Genomic DNA, 25,201 nt, shown 5'->3' on the forward strand with positions numbered 1-25,201 from the left:
TCTATTGTTGTTGTGGGGAACACACTCACTAGCGCAACTGAAACCAGGTGGTTTTCAGTTGGGTGTACTTGTCCAGGGAATGCAGCGACAGGTCGCGGCCAAAGCCCGACTGCTTGCCGCCGCCGAACGGCACGCTCACGTCGAGGGCGTCCACCGTATTCACCGACACGGTGCCGGCATTCAGCCGGCGGGCCACGCGATGGGCACGGTTGAGGTCGTCGCTCCACAGCGACGCAGCCAGGCCGTAGATGCTGTCGTTAGCCAGATGCACGGCTTCGTCCTCGTTGTCGAAGGCGCCGATCGCCAGCACCGGGCCGAATACTTCCTCGCGGGCCAGGCGCATGTCGGCGCGCACCCCGGTGAACAGGGTGGGCTGCACGAAGTTGCTTGAGCCGTTGAAGCTCAGCCGCTCGCCGCCGCTGACCAGCTGGGCGCCGTCGCGCTGCGCGCCGGCAATGAAATCCATCACGCTGGCGGTCTGCCGGGCGTCGACCAGGGCACCGGCACGGCTGGCCGGATCGAGCGGATCGCCCGGCTGCCACTGCTGCGCCTTGGCGATCAGACGCTCGACGAACTCGTCGTGAATCGAGCGCTGCACCAGCAGGCGCGAGTTGGCCGAGCAGACTTCGCCCTGGTTGAAGAAAATCGCGAAGGCGGATTTTTCCGCCGCCAGGTCGAGGTCCTGGCAGTCGTCGAACACCAGGCTAGGGCTCTTGCCGCCGCACTCCAGCCAGACCTGCTTGAGGTTGGATTGCGCCGAATACTGCATGAAGTATTTGCCCACCTGGGTCGAGCCGGTGAACACCAGGCAGTCGACATCCGGGTGCAGGCCGAGGGCCTTGCCGGCGCTTTCGCCGAGGCCCGGCAGCACGTTCAGCACGCCTTCCGGCAGACCAGCCTCCAGCGCAAGCTCGGCCAGGCGCAACGCCGAGAACGGCGACTGCTCGGCTGGCTTGAGCACCACGCTGTTGCCTGCGGCCAGCGCCGGGGCGAGTTTCCAGGCGGCCATGTCCAGCGGGAAATTCCACGGCACCACCGCGGCGATGACCCCGAGCGGCACCCGGGTGATGGTAGCCAGGGCGTTCTGCGCGGTGGGCGCGACCTGGTCGTAAAGCTTGTCCAGGCTCTCGGCGTACCAGCTGAACACATGGGCGGCGCCGGGCACGTCGATGTTGTAGGCATCCATCACCGGCTTGCCCATGTTCAGCGAATCGAGCAGCGCCAGCTCTTCGCGGTGTTGCAGCATCAGCTCGGCCAGGCGCAGCAATATCTTCTTGCGCTCGCCCGGCGCCATGCGCGCCCACGGCCCATGCTCGAAGGCGCGACGGGCGCTGCGCACCGCCAGCTCGACTTCGGCCGCGCCGCAGGCGGCGACCGAGGCCAACAGCTGGTTGGTCGCCGGGTTGATCGCGTCGAAGGTCATGCCGGATTCGGCGGCGATTTGCCGGCCGCCGATCAGCGCCTTGTCAATGAACCCTTGGCGGGCAGCCCGCTGCTGCCAGTAGCTGAGATCGAACACCTTGCCTACCCTCACCGACCGCCGCAGCGGTCTGCCTGTTATTGGAGTGAGGGAGATGGTGCGACATCGTTTCGCCGAGGAAAATTAGTAAATATATGCTCGTAACCCATGAAAAAACTGGGCAGCCACTGCACGCTTGCTGGGGTATGTTGAGCCTCGAAGTACGGCGTAGGGCCGCAGCCGCGTAGCGAACAGCGCGCAGGCGCCCTTACATGACCAACGGCTGTTCAGGCCCCAACGGAGGTACTCCATGGCCGCTTACACCTTGCGCCAACTCAAGTATTTCGTGACCACCGTGGAAGCCGGCAGCGTGGCCGAGGCATCGCGCAAGCTGTACATCGCGCAGCCGTCGATCTCCACCGCGATCAAGGGCCTGGAAGAAAGCTTCGGCGTGCAACTGTTCATCCGCCACCACGCCCAGGGCGTGTCGCTCACGCCCAGCGGCGCACGCTTCTACCGCAAGGCGCAGGAGTTGCTGCGCATGGCCCACGAATTCGAGCAGAACGCCCTGGCCGATAACGACATCGTCGCCGGGCAGATCGATATCGGCTGCTTCGAAACGGTGGCGCCGCTGTACCTGCCGCAACTGATCGCCGGCTTCCGCGAGCAGTATCCGGGGGTGGATATCCGCATCCGCGACGGCGACCAGCAGGAGCTGGTGCAGGGCCTCACCGCCGGCACCTTCGACCTGGCCTTTCTCTACGATCACGACCTCGACAACACCATCGCCACCGAACCGCTGATGCCGCCGCAAAAACCCTACGCGCTACTGCCCGACGGCCACCGCTTCGCCGCCCAGGCCCAGGTATCGCTGCGCGACCTGTGCCTGGAGCCGATGATCCTGCTCGACGTGCTGCCCAGCCGTACCTATTTCGTCAGCGTCTTCAGCGAACTGGGCCTGAGCCCGCATATCGTCTTCAGCTCGCCGTCCATCGAGATGGTGCGCGGCATGGTCGGCCAAGGTTTCGGCTTTTCTCTGCTGGTCACCCGCCCGCACTCGGAATGCACCTACGACGGCAAAAAGGTGGTGATGGTGGAGATTGCCGAAGCAGTGGCCACCTCGGGCCTGGTCTCGGCGCGGCTGAAGCGCGCGCAACTGACCAAGCCGGCGCAGCTGTTCGTCGACTACTGCAAGGTGCAACTGGCGGCCAAGGCAACGGCCACCACGCCTTGAGCGCACTCAGTGGGTTTGCAGCACCCGGGCGAACAGCTCGGCGTGACCGCTGACATCGAGCTTGTGATAGAGATTGCGCCGGTGCACCTTCACCGTTTCCGGCGAAATGCCCATGCGCTGGGCAATCGCCTTGCTGGAGAAGCCCTGCAGGATCAACCGCGCGGTTTCACTTTCGCGCTCGGACAGGCGTGCACCCAAGCCCGCCAGCATCGCCGTAAAGTCGCCGGCCGCCGGCTGGCTGGTGGGCACGTCGAGCGCACTCAGTTGCAGATGGCGACGCATCGCCGCCAGCACCCAGTCGCGCACGCAGAGCAAGCGGCCGAACTCTGCGTGGCTGAAGGACGCCTGTCGGCCTAGGGACAGGCCCAATACCGCGCCCTCATGGTTGATCAGGAACTGCAACTCGCCACTGCCGACCGCCGAGCGGAAATAACTCAGGTAGTACTCGCTCTGCTGAAACTGATCGGGCGCCACCGCTTCCAGGCTGTGCAGGCCATCGGCGATGCCGGCGCAAGCGGCCTGGTAGAACGGATCGAGCAGGTACATGCCGGCGCAGTAGTCGGCCAGGTCCTCGCTCTCGCCAACGGCGGCGCGGAACTCGAAATCGGCCAGCAGGCGGGGCACCCGCCCCGGCTGCATCAGCGCCACCAGGGCATTGTCCAGCGGCACCAGCAGGCGCAGGGTGTCCACCAGGCCGCGCCAGAAACCGTCCTGGCCCAGGCTGCCGAATACCCGCGCCAGGCCTTGGTGCATCGGCAACTCTTTGAGCAAGGCGTCCACTCTCTACCCCTTTCGTGTAACCCATGGTGGGAATTGGTCTGCCCCGAGCACGGCACTAGCCTGAGGCCTCCTGAATCAACGGGCCTGTAGCAGGCCAGGAGTGCCGCATCATGCGTCGTCACCGCTCGTATCTCAACATCGGCCTGGGCGCCTGCCTTGCGGTCTGCTTGTCTGCCGCAGTCGCCGCAGTCGCCGCCAGCGATGGCCCCAGCGTGCATGTGTACAACTGGTACGACTATATCGGCCCCACCACCCTGGCCGACTTCAAGCGCGCCACCGGGGTCAAGCTGGTGTATGACACCTTCGATAGCGCCGAGGTGCTGGAGGGCAAACTGCTGACCGGCGGTAGCGGCTACGACGTGGTGGTGGCCAGCAATTACAGCCTGCCGACGCTGATCAAGGCCGGCGTACTGCAACCGCTGGACCTCGCGCAGTTGTCCGGCAGCAAGCACCTCGACCCGACCTTGCTGGAGAAGCTGGCCAGCAACGATCCGGGCAACCGCTACGCCGTGCCCTACCTGTGGGGCACCAACGGCATCGGCTACAACCCGGACAAAGTGCGCGCCGCGCTGGGCGCAGAGGCGCCGCTGGACTCCTGGGATCTGCTGCTGGACAAAGCCAACCTGGCCAAGCTCAGCCAGTGCGGTGTCGCGGTACTCGACTCGCCGGCGGAAGTGCTGCCGATTGTCCTGCACTACCTCGGTCTGCCGCCCAACAGCAGCAACCCCGAGGACTACGCCAAGGCCCAGGCGCTGCTGCTCGAACTGCGTCCGTACATCACCTACTTCAACTCCTCGAAGTTCATCACCGACCTGGCCAACGGTGATATCTGCATCGCCCTCGGCTGGTCGGGCGCCATGCTGGAGGCCCAGCTCAACGCCAAACAGGCCGGCAACGGGGTAACCGTCGAGTACAGCCTGCCGCGCGAGGGCGCCCCGGTCTGGTTCGACACCCTGGTACTGCTCAAGGATGCCCCGCACCCGGTCGAGGGCCTGAGCTTTATCGACTACCTGTTGCAGCCCCAGGTCATCGCCCCGATCACCGAACACCTCAACTACCCCAACGGCAACCGCGATGCCACGCCGCTGATCGCCGCCGAGACGCGCAACAACCCCAGCGTCTACCCACCAGCCGAGGCCATGGACACGTTGTATGCCTTGCAGCCGCTGCCGAAAAACATCGAGCGAATCCGCACCCGCGTCTGGAGCAAAGTGAAGAGCGGTCAGTAAGCCAGCCGAACTTTGCCTGAACACTCCCTAACCATGAGAACGACCATGAAACTGCGTGCCCGCGACCTGCATATCCAATTCGGCCAACTGCAACCCGGCCCCCTCAACGCCATCACCGACGTACCCGGTGTGCGCGTCGGCCACAGCGATGTCCGGGGGCGCACACCGGGCGGCCGCGACATCCATACCGGCGTCACCCTGATCGAACCGCGCGCCGGTTCCACCACCGAGCAGCCGTGCTTCGCCGGCGTGCACATCCTCAACGGCAACGGCGACGCCAGCGGCCTGGAATGGATTCGCGAGGCCGGCCTGCTGACCAGCCCGATCGCCTTCACCAATACCCACAGCGTGGGCACCGTGCGCGATGCGCTGATTGCCCTGGACCGCCAGGATCAGCCCGCCGACGGCCGCCTGTACTGGAACATGCCGGTGGTGCTGGAAACCTTCGACGGCCTGCTCAACGACATCAACGGCTTTCACGTGCGCGCCGAGCATGTCGCCGAAGCCCTGGACCGCGCCGTCGGCGGGCCGGTGGCCGAGGGCGCGGTCGGTGGCGGCAGCGGCATGATCTGCCACGAGTACAAGGGCGGCATCGGCACCGCTTCGCGGCGCCTGAGCGCGGCGCAGGGCGGCTGGACCGTGGGCGCCATCGTCCAGGCCAACCACGGCACGCGCCGCGAATTGCGCGTGGATGGCTACCCGGTGGGCCGCTATATGGAGAAGGCCACGTCGCCGTTCCTGCGCGCCGACCTGCCGCATCCGGGGATGGGCTCGATCGTGGTCTGCCTGGCCACCGACGCGCCGTTGCTGCCGCACCAGTGCACCCGCCTGGCCCAGCGCGCCAGCATCGGTATCGCCCGCACCGGCGGCGGCAACGAGGATTGCAGCGGCGACATCTTCGTCGCCTTCTCCACCGGCAATCCGCAGCTGCAAGCCACCACCTACGAACGCAAGGGCGCCTTCACCTGCGACGGCCTGCGCATGGTCAACAACGACCATATCGGCGACCTGTTCCTCGCCGCCTCGGAGGCCGTGGAAGAAGCCATCATCAATGCGCTGCTGGCGGCCAACACCGTCGAGGGCAATGGCCATCGGGTGCAGGCACTGGACCGCGACACCCTGCTGGACGCGCTGCGCCAAGCGGGCTGGCCAGGGGCTCAATAAAGGCCGGGGTTGAGTGGGTTAGGTGACGCACACACTCCGCAGCGCCTTTGCCCGCGTGCCTCTGCGCCACTAACCCACCCTACAAAAGCTGCGTATAACCCGCAAAAAAGCCCGCCCTGCGCATCTGCCGCGCAGGGCGGGCAAAGGGTGACTCAGTTATCCAGTTGCAGCCAGTCGGCCAGACGCGCCAGCAGGGCGTCGCAGCCGGCCAGTTGCTCGCAACTGACAAATTCGTCCGGCTTGTGGCCCTGCTCCATGCTGCCGGGGCCGCAGACCACCGTGGCAATGCCGGCCTGGTCGAACAGGCCGCCTTCGGTGCCGAACGCCACCGTGCCGAAATCCGTTGAACCACTGAGCAAGGCCAGCAGTTGCGCGGCCTCGCTGTCCACCGCGGTGGCCAGGCCGGGGTAGGCGCTGAGCGGCTGCCAGCGAATCACCGTGTCGGCCTGCACCACCTGCATCCGTGGCAGCAGCTCATGCTCGGCATAACGCGCCAGCTCGTCGGCCACCTGCTGAGCATCGAACCCCGGCAAGGCGCGCACCTCGAAATCGAACTCGCACTCGGCCGGCACGATATTCAGCGCCCGGCCGCCCTTGATGGTGCCGGTCTGCACCGTCGAATACGGCGGATCGAAACGCGCGTCGCGATGCACGGGCGCGGCCAGGCGCTGACCGATCTCGCCGAGTTTGCCGATCAGCTGCGCGGCGTATTCGATGGCATTCACCCCAGACGGCGCGTAGGCCGAATGGCAGGCCGCGCCCTGCACCTGGCAGCGCATGGCCAGCTTGCCCTTGTGCCCGAGCACCGGTTTGAGCTCGGTGGGCTCGCCGATCAGGCACAGCCGCGGCCGGTGCGGGCGCCGCGCCAACTCGGCGAGCATCGGCCGCACACCGAGGCAGCCGACTTCTTCGTCATAGGAAAACGCCAGGTGCAGCGGCAAGCGCAGCGGGCTTTCAAGAAAACGCGGCACGGCGGCCAAGACGCAGGCGATAAAGCCCTTCATGTCGGCGGTGCCACGGCCATAGAGCTTGCCGTCGCGCTCGGTCAGGGCGAACGGTTCGACCGTCCAGGCCTGGCCATCCACCGGCACCACATCGCTATGCCCGGACAGCAGAATGCCACCGCGATCTCGCGGGCCGATACTGGCGAACAGGTTGGCCTTGGTCCGTTCGGCGTTGTAGAACAGCTCGCACTCCACCCCCAGCCCCGCCAGGTAGGCGCGGATAAAGGCGATCAGCGCCAGATTGGAATCACGGCTGACGGTGGGAAAGGCCACCAGTTCGGCCAGCAGATCGCGGCTGGTGAGCATGCTTGGGGCTCCTTGGGGATGGGCAATAGCAGGCCGTTGAAAAATGTAGGCGAGGCCGCCGAGACAAGGCAAAAACAGGCGAGGAAGCGGACTGGGCTCGCACTCGAGTTTACGAGCTGTAAATGAGCATTCCGACTGGGCTCGCATCCGAGCCTGTTTTTAACGCCGTATCGGCAACGCAGGTAGTTTTTCAACGGCCTGATAGGGGTCAGCGAAGCAATGGGCGGCGTGGCCTGCGGCCTCACTCGTCGCCGGGCACGCCGTAACTGGGCGCGGCGGTCGGGTCGAGGGCGCGGGTCAGGTAATCCTGCATCTGCGGGCGGTAGGCCTGCCACAGACCCTCGAGCTGGCCGATGGGGTTGTCCTCGGCCCAATCCACGCGCAGGTCGATGATCGGCCAGACCAGCTCGCCGACCACCTTGAGCGCCGCCGAATGCACCGGCCCGGCCTCGCCACCGGCGGCCATGGCCGCGTGCATGGCCGCCAGCAAACGCTCGGCCAGGCAGCCTTCGGCACTTTCGAACGCCGTGACCATGGCCTCGATCACCGCCCGAGCGGTCAGCAGGTTGCCGGCGGCGACGCACTGCTCGCCGGCCAGCGCGTGGTTCACGCCCAGCGCTTCGCTGCCGCTGAACAGCGCAGTCCGGCCGTGGCTATCGAGCACCGTGACCTGGCGATACTGGCTCCAGCCATTACTGCTCAGCGCGCGGTCCAGGGCCGCCGCCGGCAGCTCGCCGGCATCGAGCAGGTCGAGGATCTGCGGGCCGAGCGCCGGCAGGGTGATGTTCTGCGTGGCCACCGCACCGACCCCGGCGCGCAGCCACGGGCAACGCGCGCCAACAGCGATACTCGACGAGCTGATGGCGATGCCCAACTGCCCGGTTTCGGCGCAGCGGCCAACGATGGAAAAGGTCATGCGTACTCCTTGGGATCGGTAGGGTGGATCGGGGCGCGTAGCTGACGTTTCACCCATCCACCATGGGCCATTCGGTGGACGGAAAAAGCGCCGTCCACCCTACGGGTCTGGCTGCAGACGCGCGCTCTTAGGCGTTACGTGGTTGCCAGTCGTCCGGTATCACCGCGATCACGTCGATCTCCATCAACCACTGCGGCTGACCGAGGGCGCTGACCACCAGGCCGGTGGAAATCGGGAACACACCTTTGAGCCACTTGCCGACTTCCTGGTAGACCGGCTCGCGGTAGCGCGGGTCGATCAGGTAGGTGGTGGTCTTGACGATGTGCGACAGGTCGCTGCCGGCTTCTTCGAGCAGTTGCTTGACGTTCTTCATGGCCTGCTCGGCCTGCGCGCGCGGGTCGCCGAGGCCGACCAGACGGCCCTCGAAATCGCTGCCGACCTGGCCACGCACGTACACCGTATTGCCGGCGCGTACCGCCTGGCAGAGGTCGTTGTCGAGCGACTGGTTGGGGTAGGTTTCCTTGGTGTTGAACATGCGGATACGGGTATGAGTAGGCATCGACGGGCTTCCTGTAAACGGAGTGGTTGAGGAGGCCCCGCAGGGCCTCGGTCAGCGAGCTGGGTATGGGGCTCAGTCAGCGGTCTGCCGCGCGGCGCTATCGCGATAGGCCAGGTAGGTGCGCTGCGTGGCGATATGCCCGGCGACGTGTTTGGCGTCGTGCCACACACCCCAGATGAAACTTGAACCTCGACGCGACAGCCACGGCAGGCCGAGGAAGTAGATGCCCGGCTCGCTGGACACGCCGCGCTGATGCTGCGGCTTGCCCTTGGCGTCGAAGGCGTCCACCTGCAACCAGCTGAAATCCACGGCATAGCCGGTGGCCCAGATAATCGTGCCGATACCCGCCTTGGCCAGATCCAGTTCGAGCAGAGGCTTGCTCACGCACTCCGGCTCCGGGTAAGTGGCGCGGGCTTCCGGCTCCTCCGGCAGGTCGAGGGCATTGCGGGCGATATAGGCATCCGCCGCATCCAGCAGCGCCAGGTAGTTCTCATCGCCGCGCGCCAGGTTCTCGGCCAGGTCCTGCTGGAAGGTCACCACGCCGTTGTCGAAGGCTTTGGTCAAACCCACCAGGGTCATGCCCTGATGGGCCAGGCCACGAAAATCCACGGTATGGCCACCACGGGCACCGCTGACGGCGATGGTCACGTGCTCCTTGCCTGGCTGGGCGGCTTCCGCATCCCACTCGCCAAGCACGCCCAACCACCAGCAGAAATCACGGGTGCGGTAAGCGCGTGGCGGACGATCATGCGGCCCGACCGAGAGGTAGACCTGGCGCCCGGCACGTTGCAACTCATCGGCGATCTGCACCCCCGACGAGCCAGCGCCCACCACCAGCACCGCACCCTCGGGCAGCTGCTGCGGGTTGTAGTACTGCGCGGAATGGAGCTGCGTGAGCCGGTCATCCTGGGGCGCGATCGGCGGGATCACCGGACGCTGGAACGGCCCGGTGGCGCAGACCACGCGGTTGGCCTCGATCACGCCCGCGGAGGTTTCAATGGTGAAGCCCGGTCGGCCGCTATTGCGCACCACCTTCTTCACCTCCACGCCAGTGCGGATCGGCGCCTCGAACTTCTGCGCATAGGCTTCGAAATAGGCCGCCACCCGCTCTTTGGGGGCAAAGGCGTCGGCGTCGAGATCGTCGAATTCCAGGCCCGGGAAGCGGTCGTGCCAGGCCGGGCCATTGGCCACCAGCGAGTCCCAGCGCCCAGTGCGCCAGGCTTCGGCGATGCGGTTGCGCTCCAGCACCAGATGCGGCACGCCGAGCTTGCTCAGGTGCTCGCTGATGGCCACACCGGCTTGGCCGGCACCGACCACCAGCGTATCGATTTCGATCTTTTCAACTGTCACGCCTGTGGGTTGCTGAAAGGCGGTTTGATTCAGGTCGGTCATGGCTTGCCTCCTCTGACTCCGAACATGGTTGTGCTACTGCTGCGGCTATCTGTGGGTGTTGGCCGCATTCTGTTCGGAGCCAGGGATTCGCGAAATTATGATTTTTGTAGTCGCTGGCAAGGTAAAAGCGTGCCCCCACGCGCGCCACGTCGCAGGGCCCGGTGGACAAGGCTGCGCCATGTTCACCCTACGGACCTATCGCGTGCAGGCAGCAGCATTTAGGCGCCGGGCGCTGGCGGGCTAGGCCTTGGCCGCGCGCTCGGTGGGCGCTCTGGGCACGTTGCCGGAACAACTCGCGGTCAAGGCCGTTTGCACAAGCGTGTGCCGCTAATTGGCAGAGCGCCTTTTTGCGGATCGCCGCCCGGTGGATCGCCGCCCGGTGGATCGCCACCCGGCGGATCGCCGCCCGACGGATCGCCGCCCGATGAATTCACCGCTAACGCCCTAAGTTGAGGCGAAGTTGTCTTTTTGGTCAGAAAAAGTGCATGACGCGGCGTCGGGACATGACCCGATTAGGCGGCAATAAATCGGTTAAAAGTCCCTATTTCCCGGTATAAAGCCAGCCCGCTACGTCACCAATCACGACTTGGCTTCGTTTTTGCTCTAGCCCCAGCAGCCTGACCAACTAGACAGGTTTAAAACGATAATTCTGCACACCAGGAGCACCATCCCGATGAACCGTACCCTTTCTTCCTTGATCCTGGCCGGCGGGCTTCTGGCGGGCGGCCAGGCCGTTGCCGGCGAGCTGATGCACTGGCAGAACAACAGCCTGACCTACCTGTATGGCCAGGACTTCAAGATCGACCCGGAAATCCAGCAAACCGTGACCTTCGAGCACGCCAGCGGCTGGAACATCGGCGACCTGTTCTTCTTCGTCGACACCATCAAGTACAACACCGACGCCACCAATGGCGCCGGTGACGGCCACACCTTCTACGGCGAATTCTCTCCGCGCCTGAGCTTCGGCAAGCTGTTCGGCAGCAAACTGGAAATCGGCCCGATCAAAGACGTGCTGCTGGCCATGACCTACGAGTTTGGCGAAGACGACGTCGAGTCGTACCTGATCGGCCCAGGCTTCGACCTGGCGATCCCCGGCTTCGACTATTTCTCGCTGAACTTCTACAACCGCCAGACCGACGGCAAGCGCGACGGCGACAACGTCTGGCAGATCACCCCGGTGTGGAGCTACACCATCCCGGTGGGCAAATCCGACATCGTTATCGACGGGTTCATGGACTGGGTGGTCGACAACGACGACAGCTACCACGCCAACCTGCACTTCAACCCGCAGATCAAATACGACCTCGGCAAAGCCCTGAGCTGGGGCGACAAGCAGCTCTACGTCGGCATCGAATACGACTACTGGAGCGACAAGTACGGCATCGACGACGACAGCTTCCTGGGTGACGAAATCCTCGGCGGCACCGATCAGAACACCGCCAGCCTGCTGGTGAAAGCGCACTTCTGATACCCCCAGCGCCTCGGTCCAGTTGCATCCTCGGCCGAGGCGCTTGCTACCCAAGACCCGCCTTTGTGCAACTTTCCGCCAATCCCCGCCACACCCGCGCTGTGTTTAGATAGCCCGACCTGACTGCCCAGCCAGACCTCGCACAAGGATGGCCGATGACCACCCGCACCCTGCTGCTGACCGCCCTGGCCATGCTCGCCTTCGCCGGTAACTCGCTGCTCTGCCGCCTGGCCCTGAAACACACCGAAATCGACGCCGCCAGCTTTACCAGCCTGCGCATCCTCTCCGGCGCGCTGACCTTGTGGCTGCTGTTGCGCCTGCGTCCCGGCCACGCTGCGCTTGCCGGCAGTTGGGCCGGCGCACTGGCGCTGTTCGCCTACGCGGCGGCCTTCTCCTTCGCCTATATCAGCCTGGATGCCGGCGCCGGAGCCCTGCTGCTGTTCGGCGCGGTGCAGATCAGCATGCTGCTGTGGGGCTTCTATAAGGGCGAGCGCCTTAGCCCGCTGACCGGCGCCGGCCTGCTGTTGGCCTTCGGCGGCTTGCTGCTGTTGCTGCTGCCCGGGGCCAACGCGCCGGCCTTGGGTGGGGCGCTGTTAATGCTGCTGGCCGGTGCGGCCTGGGGCGCCTACTCGCTACTCGGCCGCGGGGTGGCCGACCCGCTGGCGGCCACCGCCGGCAACTTCCTGCGCGCGATTCCGCTGGCGCTGATCGTCAGCGCACTGTTGCTCAGTCGCGTCAGTTGGGATCTGCCGGGGTTGCTCTACGCCCTGCTCTCCGGCGCGCTCACCTCGGGCATCGGCTACGCCATCTGGTACACCGCCCTGCGCGGCTTGAAAGCCTTCCAGGCCGCCACCGTGCAACTCAGCGTGCCGATCATCACCGCCCTGGCCGGCAGCCTGCTGCTCGGCGAAGCCCTGAGCCTGCGCCTGCTGATCAGCAGCGCGGCGGTGCTCGGCGGCATCGCCCTGGTACTCGGCGCCAAGCAACGCGGCTAGCCGCGCGGGCGAACGGGCGAACGGGCGAACGGGCGAACGGAGCAATACCCGCAGCAATGCTGTCTGCTAGTGTGCCCTCTCGACAATCGGAAGCCCCGCTCATGTCCAGCCATCCACGCCGTCCCGCTGCCCCCATGCTGCGCGCCCTGTTCGCCGGCCTGCTGCTTGCCAGTCTGGCCGCGTGCAGCACCTTGGGCGCGCGCGATCCGTTGCATATCGACCTGGTCGGCCTCGACCCGCTGCCCGGCGAAGGCCTGGAAGTGCGCTTCGCGGTGAAACTGCGGGTGCAGAACCCCAACGAAAACGCCATCACCTACAACGGCATTGCCCTGCAACTGGAGATCAACGATCAGCCGCTGGCCAGCGGCGTCAGCGACCAGAGCGGCCAGGTGCCGCGTTTCGGCGAGGCGGTGATCAGCGTGCCGATGAGCATTTCCGCCTACTCCGCACTGCGCCAGGCCTGGGGCGCATCCGGCTATAAAGCCGGGCAAGACCTGCCTTACACCCTGCGCGGCAAACTCGCCGGCGGCCTGTTCGGCACCACGCGCTTTACCGACGCGGGCACGCTGAACTGGCCCGAACCGACCACCGCGTATTGAGTCCCCACCGCCGCTCGCCATAGGCCCTCACGGCCGCCACCTTGCGTCCGAAAAACCTGCCGGATGTACGCGCGCATGCGACTTCCCGCCTGCGTGGCGGTCGATATGTTTACCCGGCATCTGCCGGTGATCTGAAGGAGGCCCAATCATGCATGGCCGGATTCCTTTACTCGCCGTGCTCGTGGCCAGCTTGACGCTGGCAGGACAGGCCGCGGCGCATGGCTCGCACCGCGAAGCCGCCATCGCGGGGGTTGTAGTCGGGGCCTTGATCGGCGGCGTCATCGCCAGCAACAGTCGCTACCCGGTGTATGTCGAGATTGGCTTACCGCCGCCTGTCGTGTACTACGAACCCTACCCGATCTACTACCATCCCTACCCGGTGTACCAACGACACCCGTACTACCAGTACCAACCTCGCCACCACAAGCATCACCGCCACCACCGCGGCTATTACGCAGCCCCACGCTGGTAGCCCTGAAACACAAAAGCCCCGATAGCAGACCGGGGCTTTGCGTGGGCAAGATTGCCGCGCTTACTGGCTCAGCGATACCTGGCTGGCCTCGATGTTCACTGCACTCAAGCGCTTGAGCAGGGCTGCGATATTTTCCTTGGCCGACCCCTCGTTGGCCAAACGCAGGCGTTTGAGAATCACCCACGCAACAGCGACCAGCCCGCGCACACGCCAAAAGCCGGTAAAACCCTATACAATTTGCGGCCTTTAACCTGCCTGAACCAGAGAGCCCGCCGTGAGCACCCTGCCGCCCTGCCCTAACTGCCACTCCGAATACACCTACGAAGACGGCGCCCAGCTGGTCTGCCCGGAGTGCGCCCACGAATGGTCCGCCACCGACAATGCCGAAGCCACTGGCGAAGGCGACAAGGTCATCAAGGATTCAGTCGGTAACGTCCTGCAGGACGGCGACACCATCACCGTGATCAAAGACCTCAAGGTCAAAGGTTCGTCGCTGGTGGTCAAGGTCGGCACCAAGGTCAAAGGCATCCGCCTGGTCGACGGCGACCATGACATCGACTGCAAGATCGACGGCATCGGCGCGATGAAGCTGAAATCCGAGTTCGTGCGCAAGGTCTGATCGCCCGCTGCGCTTGCGCACAGCGATACCCCACACGGCTCACGGGCTGGCGACCAACCGCGCGATGATCCCATGCAAGTCAGGGTGCTCCGGCACCCGCAGGCCGAACTCCTCCCGCAGCACCCTGAGCAGCTCCTCGACACTCTGCAACTGCACGCGCTCGCTGCCTTGATCCAGACGGTGGATGGCGAAACTGGCGTTGTTCAAGGTCTTGCGCATCCGTGGTCCGCTACGCGCCACCATCAGTTGGCCGAGGAAAGGCGAGTCCGGGTGAGTCGACACGTACCAGTTGCCGACCGTGTAATCGATATCCGCCGTCGGTTGCAGATCGAACACATACATCGCCCGCCAACTCTCGGCCACCTGCGCGCGCAAGGTATAGCGGCCCTCGACCTGAGTAAGCCGGTAAGCCTCGTGCGGAGTGGCCTGCGGCGCTTCGCTGTCGAGCAGCAACGGCGCGGTCGGCACCATGCCGCCAAAACCGACATCGGCGATATAGCGCGTGCCGTCGATGGTCACCAGCAGCAACAGGTGAGTGCGCGCGGTCAACGCATCCTCCGGCCCACCCATCACCACCCGCCCGATCAGCCCGCGCGCCTCGAAACCGAGGGTGTGCAGCAGCAACAGAAACAACCGATTGAGCTCAAAGCAATACCCCCCGCGCCCCTGCCTAAACAGCTTGTCCTGCACGGCAGACGGGTCGATGGGCACCGGCGCGCGCAGCAGGGTCGACAAGGTCTCGAAGGGAAACTCGGCGGTGTGCCGCCACTGCAACTCGCGCAGGGTTTCCAGAGTCGGCGGCGGCGCCGAGCGGTAGCCCAGCCGCGTGAGGTAAGTCTCCAGTTCCAGCTGGTACAGCTCGTCCATCGGGGGTGCTCCTTGCCACAGATAGATTGCCTTTCGCTCATCCGGTGCTAACCGCTAACCGCCGCACAAGACGCCCTCTTAGCCAAGCAGCTAATGCCGCAAACACAAGCGCCGCCACCGGGTTGCAACACGGACCACATTGCCTACAGTTGCTAGGCTTGAACGTTAGCCCAGCGGCACACCAGAGGCGCGCGGCAACGGGCATCACGGAGTGTGAATATCAGGGGAAGGAGCGCGCATGCCGACCGTCAAGATACTGATGTGGAATACCCAGCACCTCAACAACCAGAACGTACGCAAGCCGATGAGCGAAGCGTATGAGGAAAAACTGGATGCCTTGACCGGCACCCTGATGATGCTGAAGCCGGAGATTCTTGCACTGTTCGAGGTCGGCACCACCGGCAACCCGAACTTGAAACTGGTGGACGACCTGAAGGGCACCTACGAACTGAAAGCCTCGCTCAGCCAGGAAGGCGGCTTGCGCAAGAGCACGACCCTGGGCTCCATGGTGTTTGTCAGGAACGACGTGGCGGATCAATATTCCGAAAAATTCGAACTTCCGCTCGGCGACCAGGCGATCCGCGCCACCCTGCTGTTGAGCGACAACCAGGACAACCTCTTCGCCTTCTGCCACGCCAACGCCTCCTACAAAGCCGCCGCGCAGGTACGCGACGACATTCAACTGCTCGGCACTCTGCAAGAGCAAGACGGCAAAATTAAACGCCTGGTGTTCTTCGGCGGCGATTTGAATACCGAGGCCAGCAACGCCGCAAAGTCAATCACCCTCAACCCCAGCAAGGAACAAATGCTGCGCTGCACACCGGGCAAAGCCGGGTTCACCCACATCTCCGTGCGCACCTCACTCTCCCTGGCGAAAAAGCTCTACGCCGAGGAGAAAAAGAACGCCTACGGCGGCGTGCAACTGAGCGAAAGCGACTACGTGAATTACTGCATGGGCAGCGATGTTGCGTTTGGCGATATCGCCGTGCCCTCCTTGCTGGACTACGCCTACATCAACGAAAACTGCGAATGGGACTCCGTGTGCCACGCCGCGGTCTCGGTCAAAACACTGTCCGACGAAGTGGACACATTCAAGTCCGTCCACCACTTCAAACCGAACGAGGTGTACAACACCGTCGAAAGGATTTACCTGGGCAAAGTCCTGCGCAGCGACCACTTCCCGGTCGCCTATCGCGTGACCTACCCCTGACGCACAAAACAACCACAAACGCCTTATTGGCATAGCGGCCAGCACACCACGCAGCCGTAGGATGGGTTGAGCGCAGCGATGCCCATCACAGCTCGACAAGCAACTTGTCATATCCGGGGTTCGCCCTTACGGCGATTCACTTGGCTAGCTCGCAGGGCGCAACCACCAGCACGAACAACGCCTAAGCGGCGCGCGCACCCAAGACCAAAAGCCAATGCGCAAACTATGGCGCATAGCCACCTATTCGCAGTAATGTCGAGCCAACCTCATTCAAGGAAGAAGCATGGCCGCCAAATCCAGCCCACCTCGGCAGCAGAAGCACCTTGCCGTGCTAATCGACGCCGACAACGCCTCAGCCGCAATCGTTGAAGGCCTGTTCGAGGAAATCGCCAAATACGGCGTCGCCAGCGTCAAACGCATCTACGGTGACTGGACCGGCCCGCAACTGGGCGGCTGGAAGAAGGTGCTGCTGGAACACTCGATTCAACCCATGCAGCAGTTCGCCTACACCACCGGCAAAAACGCCACCGACAGCTCACTGATCATCGACGCCATGGACCTGCTCTATACCCGGCGCTTTGATGGCTTCTGCCTGGTCTCCAGCGACAGCGACTTCACCCGCCTGGCCGCCCGCCTACGTGAAGAAGGGCTGGAAGTCATCGGCTTTGGCGAACAGAAAACACCCAAGCCGTTCGTCTCCGCCTGCGACAAATTTATCTACACCGAACTGCTGCGCAACGACGCCGAACCTGCCGAACCAGAAAGTCCTGGCAACGGTGCGTCAGCCGCAACGCCGGCACCCGCCATCACAACAGAAAGCAAACCCGCCACGCCGCCCGCACCGGCCAAGGTCAAACCGCAGAAAGTGCCGGTGGACTTTATTGCCAAGGTGATCGATGACAATTCGGACGAGGATGGCTGGTGCCACTTAGGTGCTCTCGGCATGAACATCAGCAAATTGCGCTCGGACTTCGACTCGCGCCTTTATGGCCATAAGAAGCTTAGCGATTTGATCAAAGCCCTTGGTAGCCGCTTTGAAATGCAGGAACGCGGGGTAACCGCTACTGGCGGAAAATCGTTATATGCAAGAAATCGTAAACTAGCCAAGTAGCGAATAAAGAACTGAATTCAGGGCGCGTTTAGGACAAATCAAATTACGGATCTATAAATTCCCTCCAGAAGAAATAATACTGCATCCATTACCAATTGAGGTTAACTGCAGACATGGAAAAAATTAAAATTGCAGAATTCTCCTACGACATCCATAACGCCCTTGGCGACTATGAATCACCAGAATTTGATCATCTAAAATTACTAGGCATGGCAGCAACTCTTTCAATACACATAAGAGGCCTAGGCGAAATAGAATATGAGGTCCTAAAAATGGCCTCGTACTACTATTTCAAAATACCATCACTTGCATTAAAACAAGTCATACAAATACTAAGCGAACTTGAATTTATCGACGTAATAGGATCAAAAATAAATATAAAATCCATAATCCCAAAAATACCGCATTTCAAAAGCATCTACCAACTGATAGGTGACTACACCGAACCAGGCGATCTAAACGAAACAGAACTCGCCATGCTTGCAATACTAAATGAAATCTCCAGCAAACCAGAAAACAAGCAACGACTAATAAATTCCGTATCAACCGACAAACAAATTTTTGATACTTGCTTTAGATATGGAGAGTCAAGCGGGCTTCTTCGTACCCACAGCGCCCGAGGTAAAGAAATAATACTTAGCCCCTATTATTTTGCCGACAACCTCGACGGCCTTGCTGACCTTACAGCAAAATCAGGCTCAACTAAAATAAAAAACGTGCTGGACAAAGTAAAGTCCAATCAAGGCTGGCCACTTTCTTTAGTCATGCAACAATCAGAAATTGGAGGTCAAAAGCTTGACAGCATTGAGCTTTCTCTAATTCACACAATGGCATCAGAAGGGATATTAAAGCCCCCATCCATAAGCTTTGGAACCACAAAGACAGAACAGTTTATTTTCACTCCTAACCCTGGCTCAACTCGACTAAACGCATCAAACCGAGAAGTTTACGAAAGAGCAATGGCACTAATCTCTTGCGTTCGGAAGGGTCAACTCATGCCTGATGAATACAAAATAAACTGGCCACTGGCACTTTTACGCAGCCTAAGAGACAAAGGATATTTAAAAAGCAATTCAGAAGCACCGGAACAGTATAAAAATCTTGTTTTCATGAAAGTAGCAAACCTGATACCGACAGGTGGAAAGCGCTATCAGCTGAAACTAATAAATTCAGAGGAAAACATTCAAGCCATTAACATTGCGATAAAGCTTTTAGAAGGAGGTAGCCTTGCAAACCTCGAGGTTAACAAAGAGGCAAGGTTATCGTTCTCAAAAGATGAGACATATATACAATCAATAATTTCCTCATCCGAAATGAGAAAACGAAAACAAATACAAATTGCAGAAGAAGCAAAGCATGAAATGGATCAACTACTTCTAAATCTGGACATTTAAGGTAAGCCATGGCCATCTCAGATAAAGACACATTTCAAAAACAAAAAGCCATACGATATTGCTTATCTAACAACATACTTCCATTTCTTGAAGTAATAATAAGTAACCTACGCGAAGTAACCGAAATCAACACCGTAATTACCGACATCGACGTAATGGGGGTTGAAATATCCCGGAGAGGGAAACCCAGAAGAATATTATTTGACTGCAAAACAGTTAACAAAATGAGTGCCGTTAACCGGGCATTTTGGGCATCCGGAGTAATGAGCTACACCGGATGCGATGAATCATATGTAATACTTACAAAGAAGGCATCTGAAGCACACAGATTAAGCGCAAAATCCCTTAATGTTCACCTATTCACTGAGAGCGATTTCGATGCATATGCCGAGTCCGCAAATATCGGGTATTTAGACCAGCTTTCCTATTCCTCTAAGATATGTAACTGGCACAAATATTTAGAAATTTTCGAAAAAAACCCAAAACTCAAAACAGCGGGCGACTTTTTAAATAGCAGAATACCTATAGAGCAAGACCACTGTAAATCCCTAAGAGAGTTACTTGGGATAGCCCGCACTATTAAAGGAGAGCTTGATCCAGACAAAGATATACACATGTCTGTATACCTGACCCTTGTCATGTCGTTAATGCTAGTTTTTGCCCCTATCTCCTCCGAGCTTTCTGACATTTATGACCCTGACATGAGTATCGAAAACTATGAAAAGCTACTCAGGTTCTACATATGGGGAGGCAGAGAGAGCTACATACAACGCCGCGACCTTAAGAATGCAGCGCTTGAGTTTACGGGGCAAAAAAAAGCAGAGCTTGAACTTCCCGGCTGGGCGAAATTTATTGAATTATCTAGAAATCTGCTAAACGCTCCTGCAGAGATAAGCTCGACCTTGATACCTTGTCGAGAACTCGCAATGAGGTTCCTCTCCGATAATGATGTTGAAATCGACAAACATTTACGAGCTCGACTAAAAACCTCAAATAGAACAAAGCAATTTATGACAGCAGCCTCGGACTATCTCGTATCTGCAACAGGGCTTCCAAAGGACCTCCACACTCGTCTAACAACGGCTATTTCTGAACTCACGTAACATCCAGAGTGCCTACGAGAGAATTCAATAAGGCCCGTCATTCGACGGGCCTTTTTTTTCAATCACCAACGCAGTGTTTAGACCAACGCCGCCTCACTGCGGCACTCAAGCTTCTTCACCTGATATTCCCGCGCCGCCTGATGAAACGCCCCCAGCAGTGCGTCGTACTGCGGATTCTCCCAATAGCGATACTCAGGATGCCACTGCACCCCAACGGCAAATGCCTTGGCGCCCATCACACTGACCGCCTCGATCTGCCCGTCCTCGGCCACGGCTTCAACCTGTAAGCCCTCGCCCAATCGATCAATCCCCTGACCGTGCAACGAGTTGACCTTGATCTGCCGCTCGCCGAACAACGAATGCAGCACGCCGCCATCGGTCAGGGCTACATTGTGCATCGGGCCGTAGGCCACGTCGTCCGGTACGTCCTTCACCTCGCGGTGGTAGAGGCGGCCGGCCACTGCATGCACTTCACGGTGCAGGGTGCCGCCGAACAGCACATTGAGTTTCTGCACACCCAAGGAAGGGAATGCCACGTTCCAGGCAGGCACGCACCAAGCGCAGCACGCTCACGTCGCGGGGTTTTGTGGAGGATAGCTATCGCTGCGCTCAAGCCACCTTGCGATGCTGCTTTTGTAGGAGCGAGGGGGACGCCTAGTCCTTGCCCGCGAACATCGGCTGGCGCCTTGATCACGGATCGCGGCCAAAGCCGCTTACAGAACCAATATTCCTGCGGGTGATGGATTTATCCTGTGGCTGCGCTGATGCCATGCGTCAGGCTCGGCTACGCAATTGGAGCCATATTCAGGCCAATGTGAAAGCTCGCGGCTAAAGCCCCTCCCACGGTGCGGGAGCATGCATCAAAAAAAGGGGGCTGATCCTGCGATCAGCCCCTTTGGGTGTTACGACAGATTGTTGAAAAACGTAGCCGAGGCAGCCGAGCCTGTTTCTAACACCCTTTTCTTTTATTAGAAGGGGGCAACGTAGGTAGTTTTACAACGGCCTGTTAGCCATTACTCGGGAAAGCGAACTGCGCCGCCTCGTGGCTGGCGCGCTGCGGCCAGCGTTGGGTGATGGCCTTCTTGCGGGTGTAGAAGCGCACACCGTCGGGGCCGTAGGCGTGCAGGTCGCCGAACAGCGAACGCTTCCAGCCGCCGAAGCTGTGGTAGGCCACTGGCACCGGCAGCGGTACGTTGACGCCGACCATGCCGACTTCGATCTCGTCGCAGAACAGCCGCGCCGCTTCACCGTCGCGGGTGAAGATGCAGGTGCCGTTGCCGTATTCGTGGTCGTTGATCAGCTGCATGGCTTGTTCCAGGCTGCCGACGCGGACGATGCACAGCACGGGGCCGAAGATTTCGTCGGTGTAGATGGTCATCTCCGGGGTCACCTTGTCGAACAGGGTGCCGCCGACGAAGAAGCCGTTTTCGTTGCCCGCCACCACCAGGTCGCGACCGTCGACCACCAGGCGTGCGCCCTGGGCCACACCGGCGTCGATATAACCTTTGACCTTGTCACGCGCAGCAGCAGTAACCAGCGGGCCCATGTCCAGGCCGCAGGAGGTGCCGGCACCGATTTTCAGGGCTTTGATCTGCGGCACGATCTTCTCGACCAGGGCATCGGCGATCTGGTCGCCTACACACACGGCCACGGAGATGGCCATGCAGCGCTCGCCGCAGGAGCCGTAGGCCGCGCCCATCAGTGCGCTGACGGCGTTGTCTAGGTCAGCATCAGGCATCAGCACGGCGTGGTTTTTCGCGCCGCCCAGGGCCTGGACGCGCTTACCGCGCTTGGTGCCTTCGCTGTAGATGTATTCGGCGATTGGCGTGGAGCCGACAAAGCTCAGGGCTTTGACTTCCGGCGCTTCGATCAGCGCATCCACCGCTTCCTTGTCGCCGTGCACCACGTTGAGTACGCCTTTCGGCAGACCGGCCTCGATCAGCAGTTGGGCGATATACAGGGTGGAGCTTGGGTCGCGCTCGGACGGCTTCAAGATAAAGCAGTTACCGCAGACGATGGCCAGCGGGTACATCCATAGCGGCACCATGGCCGGGAAGTTGAACGGGGTGATGCCGGCCACGACGCCGATTGGCTGCATGTCGCTCCAGGCGTCGATATTCGGGCCGACGTTGCGGCTGTACTCGCCCTTGAGGATTTCCGGGGCGGCGCAGGCGAACTCGACGTTCTCGATGCCGCGCTTGAGTTCACCGGCGGCGTCTTCCAGGGTCTTGCCATGCTCTTCGCTGATCAGCTTGGAGATGGTCGCTTCGTGCTGCTCAAGCAGCTGCTTGAAGCGGAACATCACCTGGGCGCGCTTGGCCGGCGGGGTGTTGCGCCAAGCCGGGAAGGCGGCCTTGGCCGAGTCGATGGCCAGTTGCATGGTGGCGCGGTCGGCCAGGGCAACTTTCTTGGTCGCTGCGCCGGTGGACGGGTTGAACACGTCAGCGCTGCGGCCGGTGCCGGCGGTCAGTTCGCCGTGGATCAGGTGGTTAACGAGGGTCATGGCAATTCCTTAATAACGGATCTGGTTTTGTAGGAGCCAGCTTGCTGGCGATCAGGCTTTAAAAGCATCGCCAGCAAGCTGGCTCCTACAGGGAATAGTGTTTGGCTTAATCCAGGCGGTTGAGTACGTCGCCCACGGCGTTGAACACGCGGTCGAGGTCTTCCATCTTGGCGTTGAAGGTTGGGCCGAATTGCAGGGTATCGCCGCCGAAGCGCACATAGAAGCCAGCTTTCCATAGGGCGATGCCGGCTTCGAACGGACGGATCACCGGGTCGCCGTCGCGCGGGGCCAGTTGGATCGCGCCGGCCAGGCCGCAGTTGCGGATGTCGACGATGTGCTTGCTGCCTTTCAGGCCATGCAGCGCCGCGCCAAACGTTGGCGCCAGGTCGGCGGCTTGCTGCACCAGGTTGTCGCGCTTGAGCAGCTCCAGGGTCGCCAGGCCAGCGGCGCAGGCCACCGGGTGCCCGGAGTAGGTGTAACCATGGGTGAACTCGACCATGTGCTCGGGCGACGGCTGGTTCATAAAGGTCTGGTAGATCTCTTTGCTGGCGATCACCGCGCCCAGCGGCACGGCGCCGTTGGTGATCTGTTTGGCGGTGTTGACGATGTCCGGAGTGACGCCAAAGTACTCGGCGCCGCTCCATTTGCCCATGCGACCAAATGCGGTGATCACTTCGTCGAAGATCAGCAGGATGTTGTGCTGCGTGCAGATTTCGCGCAGCCGTTGCAGGTAGCCGACTGGCGGCACGATCACGCCGGCCGAGCCGGACATCGGCTCGACGATCACCGCAGCGATGTTCGAGGCGTCGTGCAGTTCGATGAGTTTCAGCAGCTCGTTGGCCAGTTCGACGCCGCCGGTCGCGGCCATGCCCTGGGTGTAGGCCATGCCCGCTTGCAGGGTGTGCGGCAGGTGATCGACATCCATCAGGCTGCCGTACATTTTGCGGTTGCCGCCGATGCCGCCGAGGCTGGTGCCGGCGATGTTGACGCCGTGGTAACCGCGGGCGCGGCCGATCAGTTTGCTTTTGCTCGCCTGGCCTTTCAGGCGCCAGTAGGCGCGGGCCATTTTCACCGCGGTGTCGGCGCACTCGGAGCCGGAACCGGTGAAGAACACGTGGTTGAGTTCGCCCGGCATCAGGTCGGCGATCTGCTCGGCCAGCTTGAACGACAGCGGGTGGCCGTACTGGAAGCCGGGGGCGTAGTCGAGGGTGCCGAGCTGCTTGGCCACCGCGTCCTGGATTTCCTTGCGCGAGTGGCCGGCGCCGCAGGTCCACAAGCCGGACAGGCTGTCATAGACCTTGCGGCCCTGATCGTCGGTCAGCCAGCTGCCGGAGGCCTCGACGATAAAGCGCGGGTCACGCTGAAAATTGCGGTTGGCGGAAAACGGCATCCAGTGCGCATCCAGCTTGAGCTGGCTGGCCAGGGACGGGGTGGTGGTTTGCGGCATGTTCATCGGCGGCCTCGCGTATGGGCAACTTCATCGGTGTAGGTACCGTGGGAGGGGCTTCAGCCGCGACAGCTGTCGATCATCGCGGCTAAAGCGGATCGCCGCCCGCCCCTCCCACAGAGAAAGCGCATCTGTTGCCAGTAAAGGTGCCACGGGCTTAGAGTCAGGAAAACACGACTCTTCTTATCTTTAGTTATCCGGTGACTAAACAAATGAGCACCCGCCGCCCCGATCCGCTGGCCCAGGTCAGCGACTTCGATATCCGTTTACTCAAGCTGTTTCGCAGCGTGGTCGAGTGTGGCGGCTTTTCCGCCGCCGAAAGCGTGCTGGGCATCGGTCGCTCGGCGATCAGCCAGCAGATGAGCGACCTCGAACAGCGCCTCGGTCTGCGCCTGTGCCAGCGCGGCCGCGCCGGCTTCGCCCTGACCGAAGAAGGCCGCGAGGTGTACCAGAGCACCCAGCAACTGCTGGCGGCGCTGGAGAGTTTTCGCACCGAGGTCAACGGCCTGCACCAGCACCTGCGCGGCGAGCTGAATATCGGCCTGACCGACAATCTGGTAACGGTGCCGCATATGCGCATCACCAACGCCCTGGCGCGGCTCAAGGAGCGCGGCCCGGACGTGCGCATCCACATCCGCATGACCCCGCCGAGCGAAGTGGAGCAAGGCGTGCTCGACGGCCGTTTGCATATTGGCGTGGTGCCGCAGACCAATGCGCTGTCCGGGCTGGAATACCAGACGCTGTATGACGAGCGTTCGCTGCTTTACTGCGCGGTCGGCCACCCACTGTTTTATGTCGACGATCAGCAGCTTGAGGAGGCGCGGCTGAATGATCAGGACGCCATCGCCCCAACCTTCCGCCTGCCGCCGGAGGTGCAAAGCCACTACCAGACGCTCAACTGCACCGCCAGCGCCTCGGACCGCGAAGGCATGGCGTTCTTGATTCTCACCGGGCGCTACATCGGCTACCTGCCCGACCATTACGCCAGCGCCTGGGTGCAACAGGGCCGCCTGCGCGCGCTGAAGCCAAGCACGCGCTTCTACGACCTCAGCCTGGCTTCCGTCACCCGCAAAGGCCGCCGCCCGCACCTGGTGCTGGAGAGTTTTCTCGACGCCCTGGCGGCCAGCGCTTGAAACAGCGCACGCTCGGGCGGAAGGGGTTTTAGCCGCGAGCGGTTACGCCGCCGGCGATAGCACGGCGGGGCTCTTGCCGTGCGCCTGCGCATGGGGTCTGCCCCACGCAAATCGACACAGCAGGTAACAACTGGCCGGAAGCCGGCGGCGGAGCGCTGCGGTCACAGGTCTATGCTCGGTCGGTGCCCTCGTTGCGAGGGCGCCTCTCTGCCACTTCCTGTGCAGTGCCACCACGGA

24 protein-coding genes are annotated in these 25,201 nt (G+C 61.6%); 13 read left to right on the forward strand and 11 right to left on the reverse strand.

Going from position 1 to position 25,201, the window contains the following annotated elements:
* Positions 1-28: 28 nt before the first annotated feature.
* Positions 29-1,519 (reverse strand): aldehyde dehydrogenase, encoded by a 1,491-nt coding sequence (locus B3M58_RS18030; protein WP_296221188.1) that lies wholly within the window; start codon positions 1,517-1,519, stop codon positions 29-31.
* A 250-nt stretch (positions 1,520-1,769) separates the two neighbouring features.
* Here B3M58_RS18030 and B3M58_RS18035 point away from each other — a divergent pair, with 250 nt between their 5' ends.
* On the forward strand, positions 1,770-2,693 hold the full coding sequence (locus tag B3M58_RS18035) for a LysR family transcriptional regulator (RefSeq protein ID WP_296221189.1): 924 nt from the start codon (positions 1,770-1,772) through the stop codon (positions 2,691-2,693).
* A gap of 6 nt (positions 2,694-2,699) precedes the next feature.
* Here B3M58_RS18035 and B3M58_RS18040 read toward each other — a convergent pair whose 3' ends face one another.
* Positions 2,700-3,473: a LuxR C-terminal-related transcriptional regulator gene (locus tag B3M58_RS18040; RefSeq protein WP_296221190.1), complete on the reverse strand. Its 774-nt coding sequence runs from the start codon at positions 3,471-3,473 to the stop codon at positions 2,700-2,702.
* 110 nt (positions 3,474-3,583) lie between these two features.
* Between B3M58_RS18040 and B3M58_RS18045 the strand changes: the two genes are divergently transcribed.
* Both B3M58_RS18045 and B3M58_RS18050 read left to right on the forward strand, forming a co-directional pair.
* Positions 3,584-4,702, forward strand: coding sequence for a polyamine ABC transporter substrate-binding protein (locus B3M58_RS18045; protein WP_296221191.1), 1,119 nt, complete (start codon positions 3,584-3,586; stop codon positions 4,700-4,702).
* Between the two features lie 45 nt (positions 4,703-4,747).
* The gene (locus B3M58_RS18050; RefSeq protein ID WP_296221193.1) at positions 4,748-5,866 is read left to right on the forward strand and encodes a P1 family peptidase; all 1,119 of its coding nucleotides are present in this window, start codon (positions 4,748-4,750) and stop codon (positions 5,864-5,866) included.
* A 152-nt stretch (positions 5,867-6,018) separates the two neighbouring features.
* Here the strand turns inward: B3M58_RS18050 and argE are convergent, their stop codons facing one another.
* The 4 genes from argE to B3M58_RS18070 all read right to left on the reverse strand — a co-directional run bounded on the left by argE (position 6,019) and on the right by B3M58_RS18070 (position 10,043).
* Complete coding sequence (gene argE / locus B3M58_RS18055; protein ID WP_296221195.1) at positions 6,019-7,176, reverse strand: acetylornithine deacetylase; 1,158 nt, start codon at positions 7,174-7,176, stop codon at positions 6,019-6,021.
* Between the two features lie 241 nt (positions 7,177-7,417).
* Positions 7,418-8,092 carry a DUF1028 domain-containing protein gene (locus B3M58_RS18060; protein WP_296221196.1) on the reverse strand — a complete coding sequence of 225 codons (675 nt, stop codon included), beginning with the start codon at positions 8,090-8,092 and terminating at the stop codon, positions 7,418-7,420.
* 127 nt (positions 8,093-8,219) lie between these two features.
* Complete coding sequence (locus B3M58_RS18065; protein WP_296221197.1) at positions 8,220-8,651, reverse strand: RidA family protein; 432 nt, start codon at positions 8,649-8,651, stop codon at positions 8,220-8,222.
* A 72-nt stretch (positions 8,652-8,723) separates the two neighbouring features.
* Entirely contained in the window at positions 8,724-10,043 is a 1,320-nt protein-coding gene (locus B3M58_RS18070) for a flavin-containing monooxygenase (RefSeq protein WP_296221198.1), read from the reverse strand.
* A gap of 673 nt (positions 10,044-10,716) precedes the next feature.
* Here B3M58_RS18070 and B3M58_RS18075 point away from each other — a divergent pair.
* From B3M58_RS18075 to B3M58_RS18090, 4 genes are all read left to right on the forward strand, one after another.
* Complete coding sequence (locus B3M58_RS18075) at positions 10,717-11,511, forward strand: outer membrane protein OmpK (RefSeq protein ID WP_296221200.1); 795 nt, start codon at positions 10,717-10,719, stop codon at positions 11,509-11,511.
* Positions 11,512-11,666: 155 nt separating this feature from the next.
* Positions 11,667-12,506: a DMT family transporter gene (locus B3M58_RS18080; protein WP_296221203.1), complete on the forward strand. Its 840-nt coding sequence runs from the start codon at positions 11,667-11,669 to the stop codon at positions 12,504-12,506.
* A gap of 101 nt (positions 12,507-12,607) precedes the next feature.
* On the forward strand, positions 12,608-13,105 hold the full coding sequence (locus B3M58_RS18085; RefSeq protein ID WP_296221204.1) for an LEA type 2 family protein: 498 nt from the start codon (positions 12,608-12,610) through the stop codon (positions 13,103-13,105).
* A 148-nt stretch (positions 13,106-13,253) separates the two neighbouring features.
* Positions 13,254-13,577, forward strand: coding sequence for a hypothetical protein (locus B3M58_RS18090; RefSeq protein WP_296221207.1), 324 nt, complete (start codon positions 13,254-13,256; stop codon positions 13,575-13,577).
* A 60-nt stretch (positions 13,578-13,637) separates the two neighbouring features.
* On the opposite strand, the gene B3M58_RS18095 is transcribed toward B3M58_RS18090, so the two are convergent.
* Complete coding sequence (locus B3M58_RS18095; protein WP_296221208.1) at positions 13,638-13,784, reverse strand: hypothetical protein; 147 nt, start codon at positions 13,782-13,784, stop codon at positions 13,638-13,640.
* Positions 13,785-13,851: 67 nt separating this feature from the next.
* On the opposite strand from B3M58_RS18095, the gene B3M58_RS18100 reads away from it, so the two are divergent.
* Positions 13,852-14,196: a zinc ribbon domain-containing protein YjdM gene (locus B3M58_RS18100; protein ID WP_296221209.1), complete on the forward strand. Its 345-nt coding sequence runs from the start codon at positions 13,852-13,854 to the stop codon at positions 14,194-14,196.
* A 39-nt stretch (positions 14,197-14,235) separates the two neighbouring features.
* Here the strand turns inward: B3M58_RS18100 and B3M58_RS18105 are convergent, their stop codons facing one another.
* Positions 14,236-15,063 carry an arylamine N-acetyltransferase family protein gene (locus B3M58_RS18105; protein ID WP_296221211.1) on the reverse strand — a complete coding sequence of 276 codons (828 nt, stop codon included), beginning with the start codon at positions 15,061-15,063 and terminating at the stop codon, positions 14,236-14,238.
* Between the two features lie 238 nt (positions 15,064-15,301).
* On the opposite strand from B3M58_RS18105, the gene B3M58_RS18110 reads away from it, so the two are divergent.
* From B3M58_RS18110 to B3M58_RS18125, 4 genes are all read left to right on the forward strand, one after another.
* Positions 15,302-16,273, forward strand: coding sequence for a hypothetical protein (locus B3M58_RS18110; protein WP_296221212.1), 972 nt, complete (start codon positions 15,302-15,304; stop codon positions 16,271-16,273).
* A gap of 283 nt (positions 16,274-16,556) precedes the next feature.
* Positions 16,557-17,384 (forward strand): NYN domain-containing protein, encoded by an 828-nt coding sequence (locus B3M58_RS18115; protein WP_296221213.1) that lies wholly within the window; start codon positions 16,557-16,559, stop codon positions 17,382-17,384.
* A 113-nt stretch (positions 17,385-17,497) separates the two neighbouring features.
* Positions 17,498-18,778 carry a hypothetical protein gene (locus B3M58_RS18120; RefSeq protein WP_296221214.1) on the forward strand — a complete coding sequence of 427 codons (1,281 nt, stop codon included), beginning with the start codon at positions 17,498-17,500 and terminating at the stop codon, positions 18,776-18,778.
* A gap of 8 nt (positions 18,779-18,786) precedes the next feature.
* Positions 18,787-19,881: a hypothetical protein gene (locus tag B3M58_RS18125; RefSeq protein ID WP_296221216.1), complete on the forward strand. Its 1,095-nt coding sequence runs from the start codon at positions 18,787-18,789 to the stop codon at positions 19,879-19,881.
* 77 nt (positions 19,882-19,958) lie between these two features.
* Here the strand turns inward: B3M58_RS18125 and B3M58_RS18130 are convergent, their stop codons facing one another.
* The 3 genes from B3M58_RS18130 to B3M58_RS18140 form a co-directional block, all read right to left on the reverse strand.
* Complete coding sequence (locus B3M58_RS18130) at positions 19,959-20,432, reverse strand: gamma-glutamyl-gamma-aminobutyrate hydrolase family protein (RefSeq protein WP_296221217.1); 474 nt, start codon at positions 20,430-20,432, stop codon at positions 19,959-19,961.
* A 455-nt stretch (positions 20,433-20,887) separates the two neighbouring features.
* Entirely contained in the window at positions 20,888-22,384 is a 1,497-nt protein-coding gene (locus B3M58_RS18135) for a CoA-acylating methylmalonate-semialdehyde dehydrogenase (protein ID WP_296221219.1), read from the reverse strand.
* 106 nt (positions 22,385-22,490) lie between these two features.
* Positions 22,491-23,837, reverse strand: coding sequence for an aspartate aminotransferase family protein (locus B3M58_RS18140; protein ID WP_296221220.1), 1,347 nt, complete (start codon positions 23,835-23,837; stop codon positions 22,491-22,493).
* A gap of 206 nt (positions 23,838-24,043) precedes the next feature.
* On the opposite strand from B3M58_RS18140, the gene B3M58_RS18145 reads away from it, so the two are divergent.
* On the forward strand, positions 24,044-24,964 hold the full coding sequence (locus B3M58_RS18145; protein ID WP_296221222.1) for a LysR family transcriptional regulator: 921 nt from the start codon (positions 24,044-24,046) through the stop codon (positions 24,962-24,964).
* The last annotated feature ends 237 nt before the right edge of the window (positions 24,965-25,201 follow it).

Source organism: Pseudomonas sp. UBA2684 (genome assembly GCA_002354655.1).
Classification (GTDB): Bacteria; Pseudomonadota; Gammaproteobacteria; order Pseudomonadales; family Pseudomonadaceae; genus Aquipseudomonas.

Coding starts and splice junctions, on each gene's coding strand:
- B3M58_RS18145 (WP_296221222.1), top strand. CDS start 24,044: ATGAGCACCCGCCGCCCCGATCCGCTGGCCCAGGTCAGCGACTTCGAT.
- B3M58_RS18065 (WP_296221197.1), bottom strand. CDS start 8,651: ATGCCTACTCATACCCGTATCCGCATGTTCAACACCAAGGAAACCTAC.
- B3M58_RS18085 (WP_296221204.1), top strand. CDS start 12,608: ATGTCCAGCCATCCACGCCGTCCCGCTGCCCCCATGCTGCGCGCCCTG.
- B3M58_RS18105 (WP_296221211.1), bottom strand. CDS start 15,063: ATGGACGAGCTGTACCAGCTGGAACTGGAGACTTACCTCACGCGGCTG.
- B3M58_RS18060 (WP_296221196.1), bottom strand. CDS start 8,092: ATGACCTTTTCCATCGTTGGCCGCTGCGCCGAAACCGGGCAGTTGGGC.
- B3M58_RS18140 (WP_296221220.1), bottom strand. CDS start 23,837: ATGAACATGCCGCAAACCACCACCCCGTCCCTGGCCAGCCAGCTCAAG.
- B3M58_RS18080 (WP_296221203.1), top strand. CDS start 11,667: ATGACCACCCGCACCCTGCTGCTGACCGCCCTGGCCATGCTCGCCTTC.
- B3M58_RS18090 (WP_296221207.1), top strand. CDS start 13,254: ATGCATGGCCGGATTCCTTTACTCGCCGTGCTCGTGGCCAGCTTGACG.
- B3M58_RS18115 (WP_296221213.1), top strand. CDS start 16,557: ATGGCCGCCAAATCCAGCCCACCTCGGCAGCAGAAGCACCTTGCCGTG.
- B3M58_RS18075 (WP_296221200.1), top strand. CDS start 10,717: ATGAACCGTACCCTTTCTTCCTTGATCCTGGCCGGCGGGCTTCTGGCG.
- B3M58_RS18135 (WP_296221219.1), bottom strand. CDS start 22,384: ATGACCCTCGTTAACCACCTGATCCACGGCGAACTGACCGCCGGCACC.
- B3M58_RS18125 (WP_296221216.1), top strand. CDS start 18,787: ATGGCCATCTCAGATAAAGACACATTTCAAAAACAAAAAGCCATACGA.
- B3M58_RS18050 (WP_296221193.1), top strand. CDS start 4,748: ATGAAACTGCGTGCCCGCGACCTGCATATCCAATTCGGCCAACTGCAA.
- argE (WP_296221195.1), bottom strand. CDS start 7,176: ATGCTCACCAGCCGCGATCTGCTGGCCGAACTGGTGGCCTTTCCCACC.
- B3M58_RS18120 (WP_296221214.1), top strand. CDS start 17,498: ATGGAAAAAATTAAAATTGCAGAATTCTCCTACGACATCCATAACGCC.
- B3M58_RS18110 (WP_296221212.1), top strand. CDS start 15,302: ATGCCGACCGTCAAGATACTGATGTGGAATACCCAGCACCTCAACAAC.
- B3M58_RS18045 (WP_296221191.1), top strand. CDS start 3,584: ATGCGTCGTCACCGCTCGTATCTCAACATCGGCCTGGGCGCCTGCCTT.
- B3M58_RS18035 (WP_296221189.1), top strand. CDS start 1,770: ATGGCCGCTTACACCTTGCGCCAACTCAAGTATTTCGTGACCACCGTG.
- B3M58_RS18070 (WP_296221198.1), bottom strand. CDS start 10,043: ATGACCGACCTGAATCAAACCGCCTTTCAGCAACCCACAGGCGTGACA.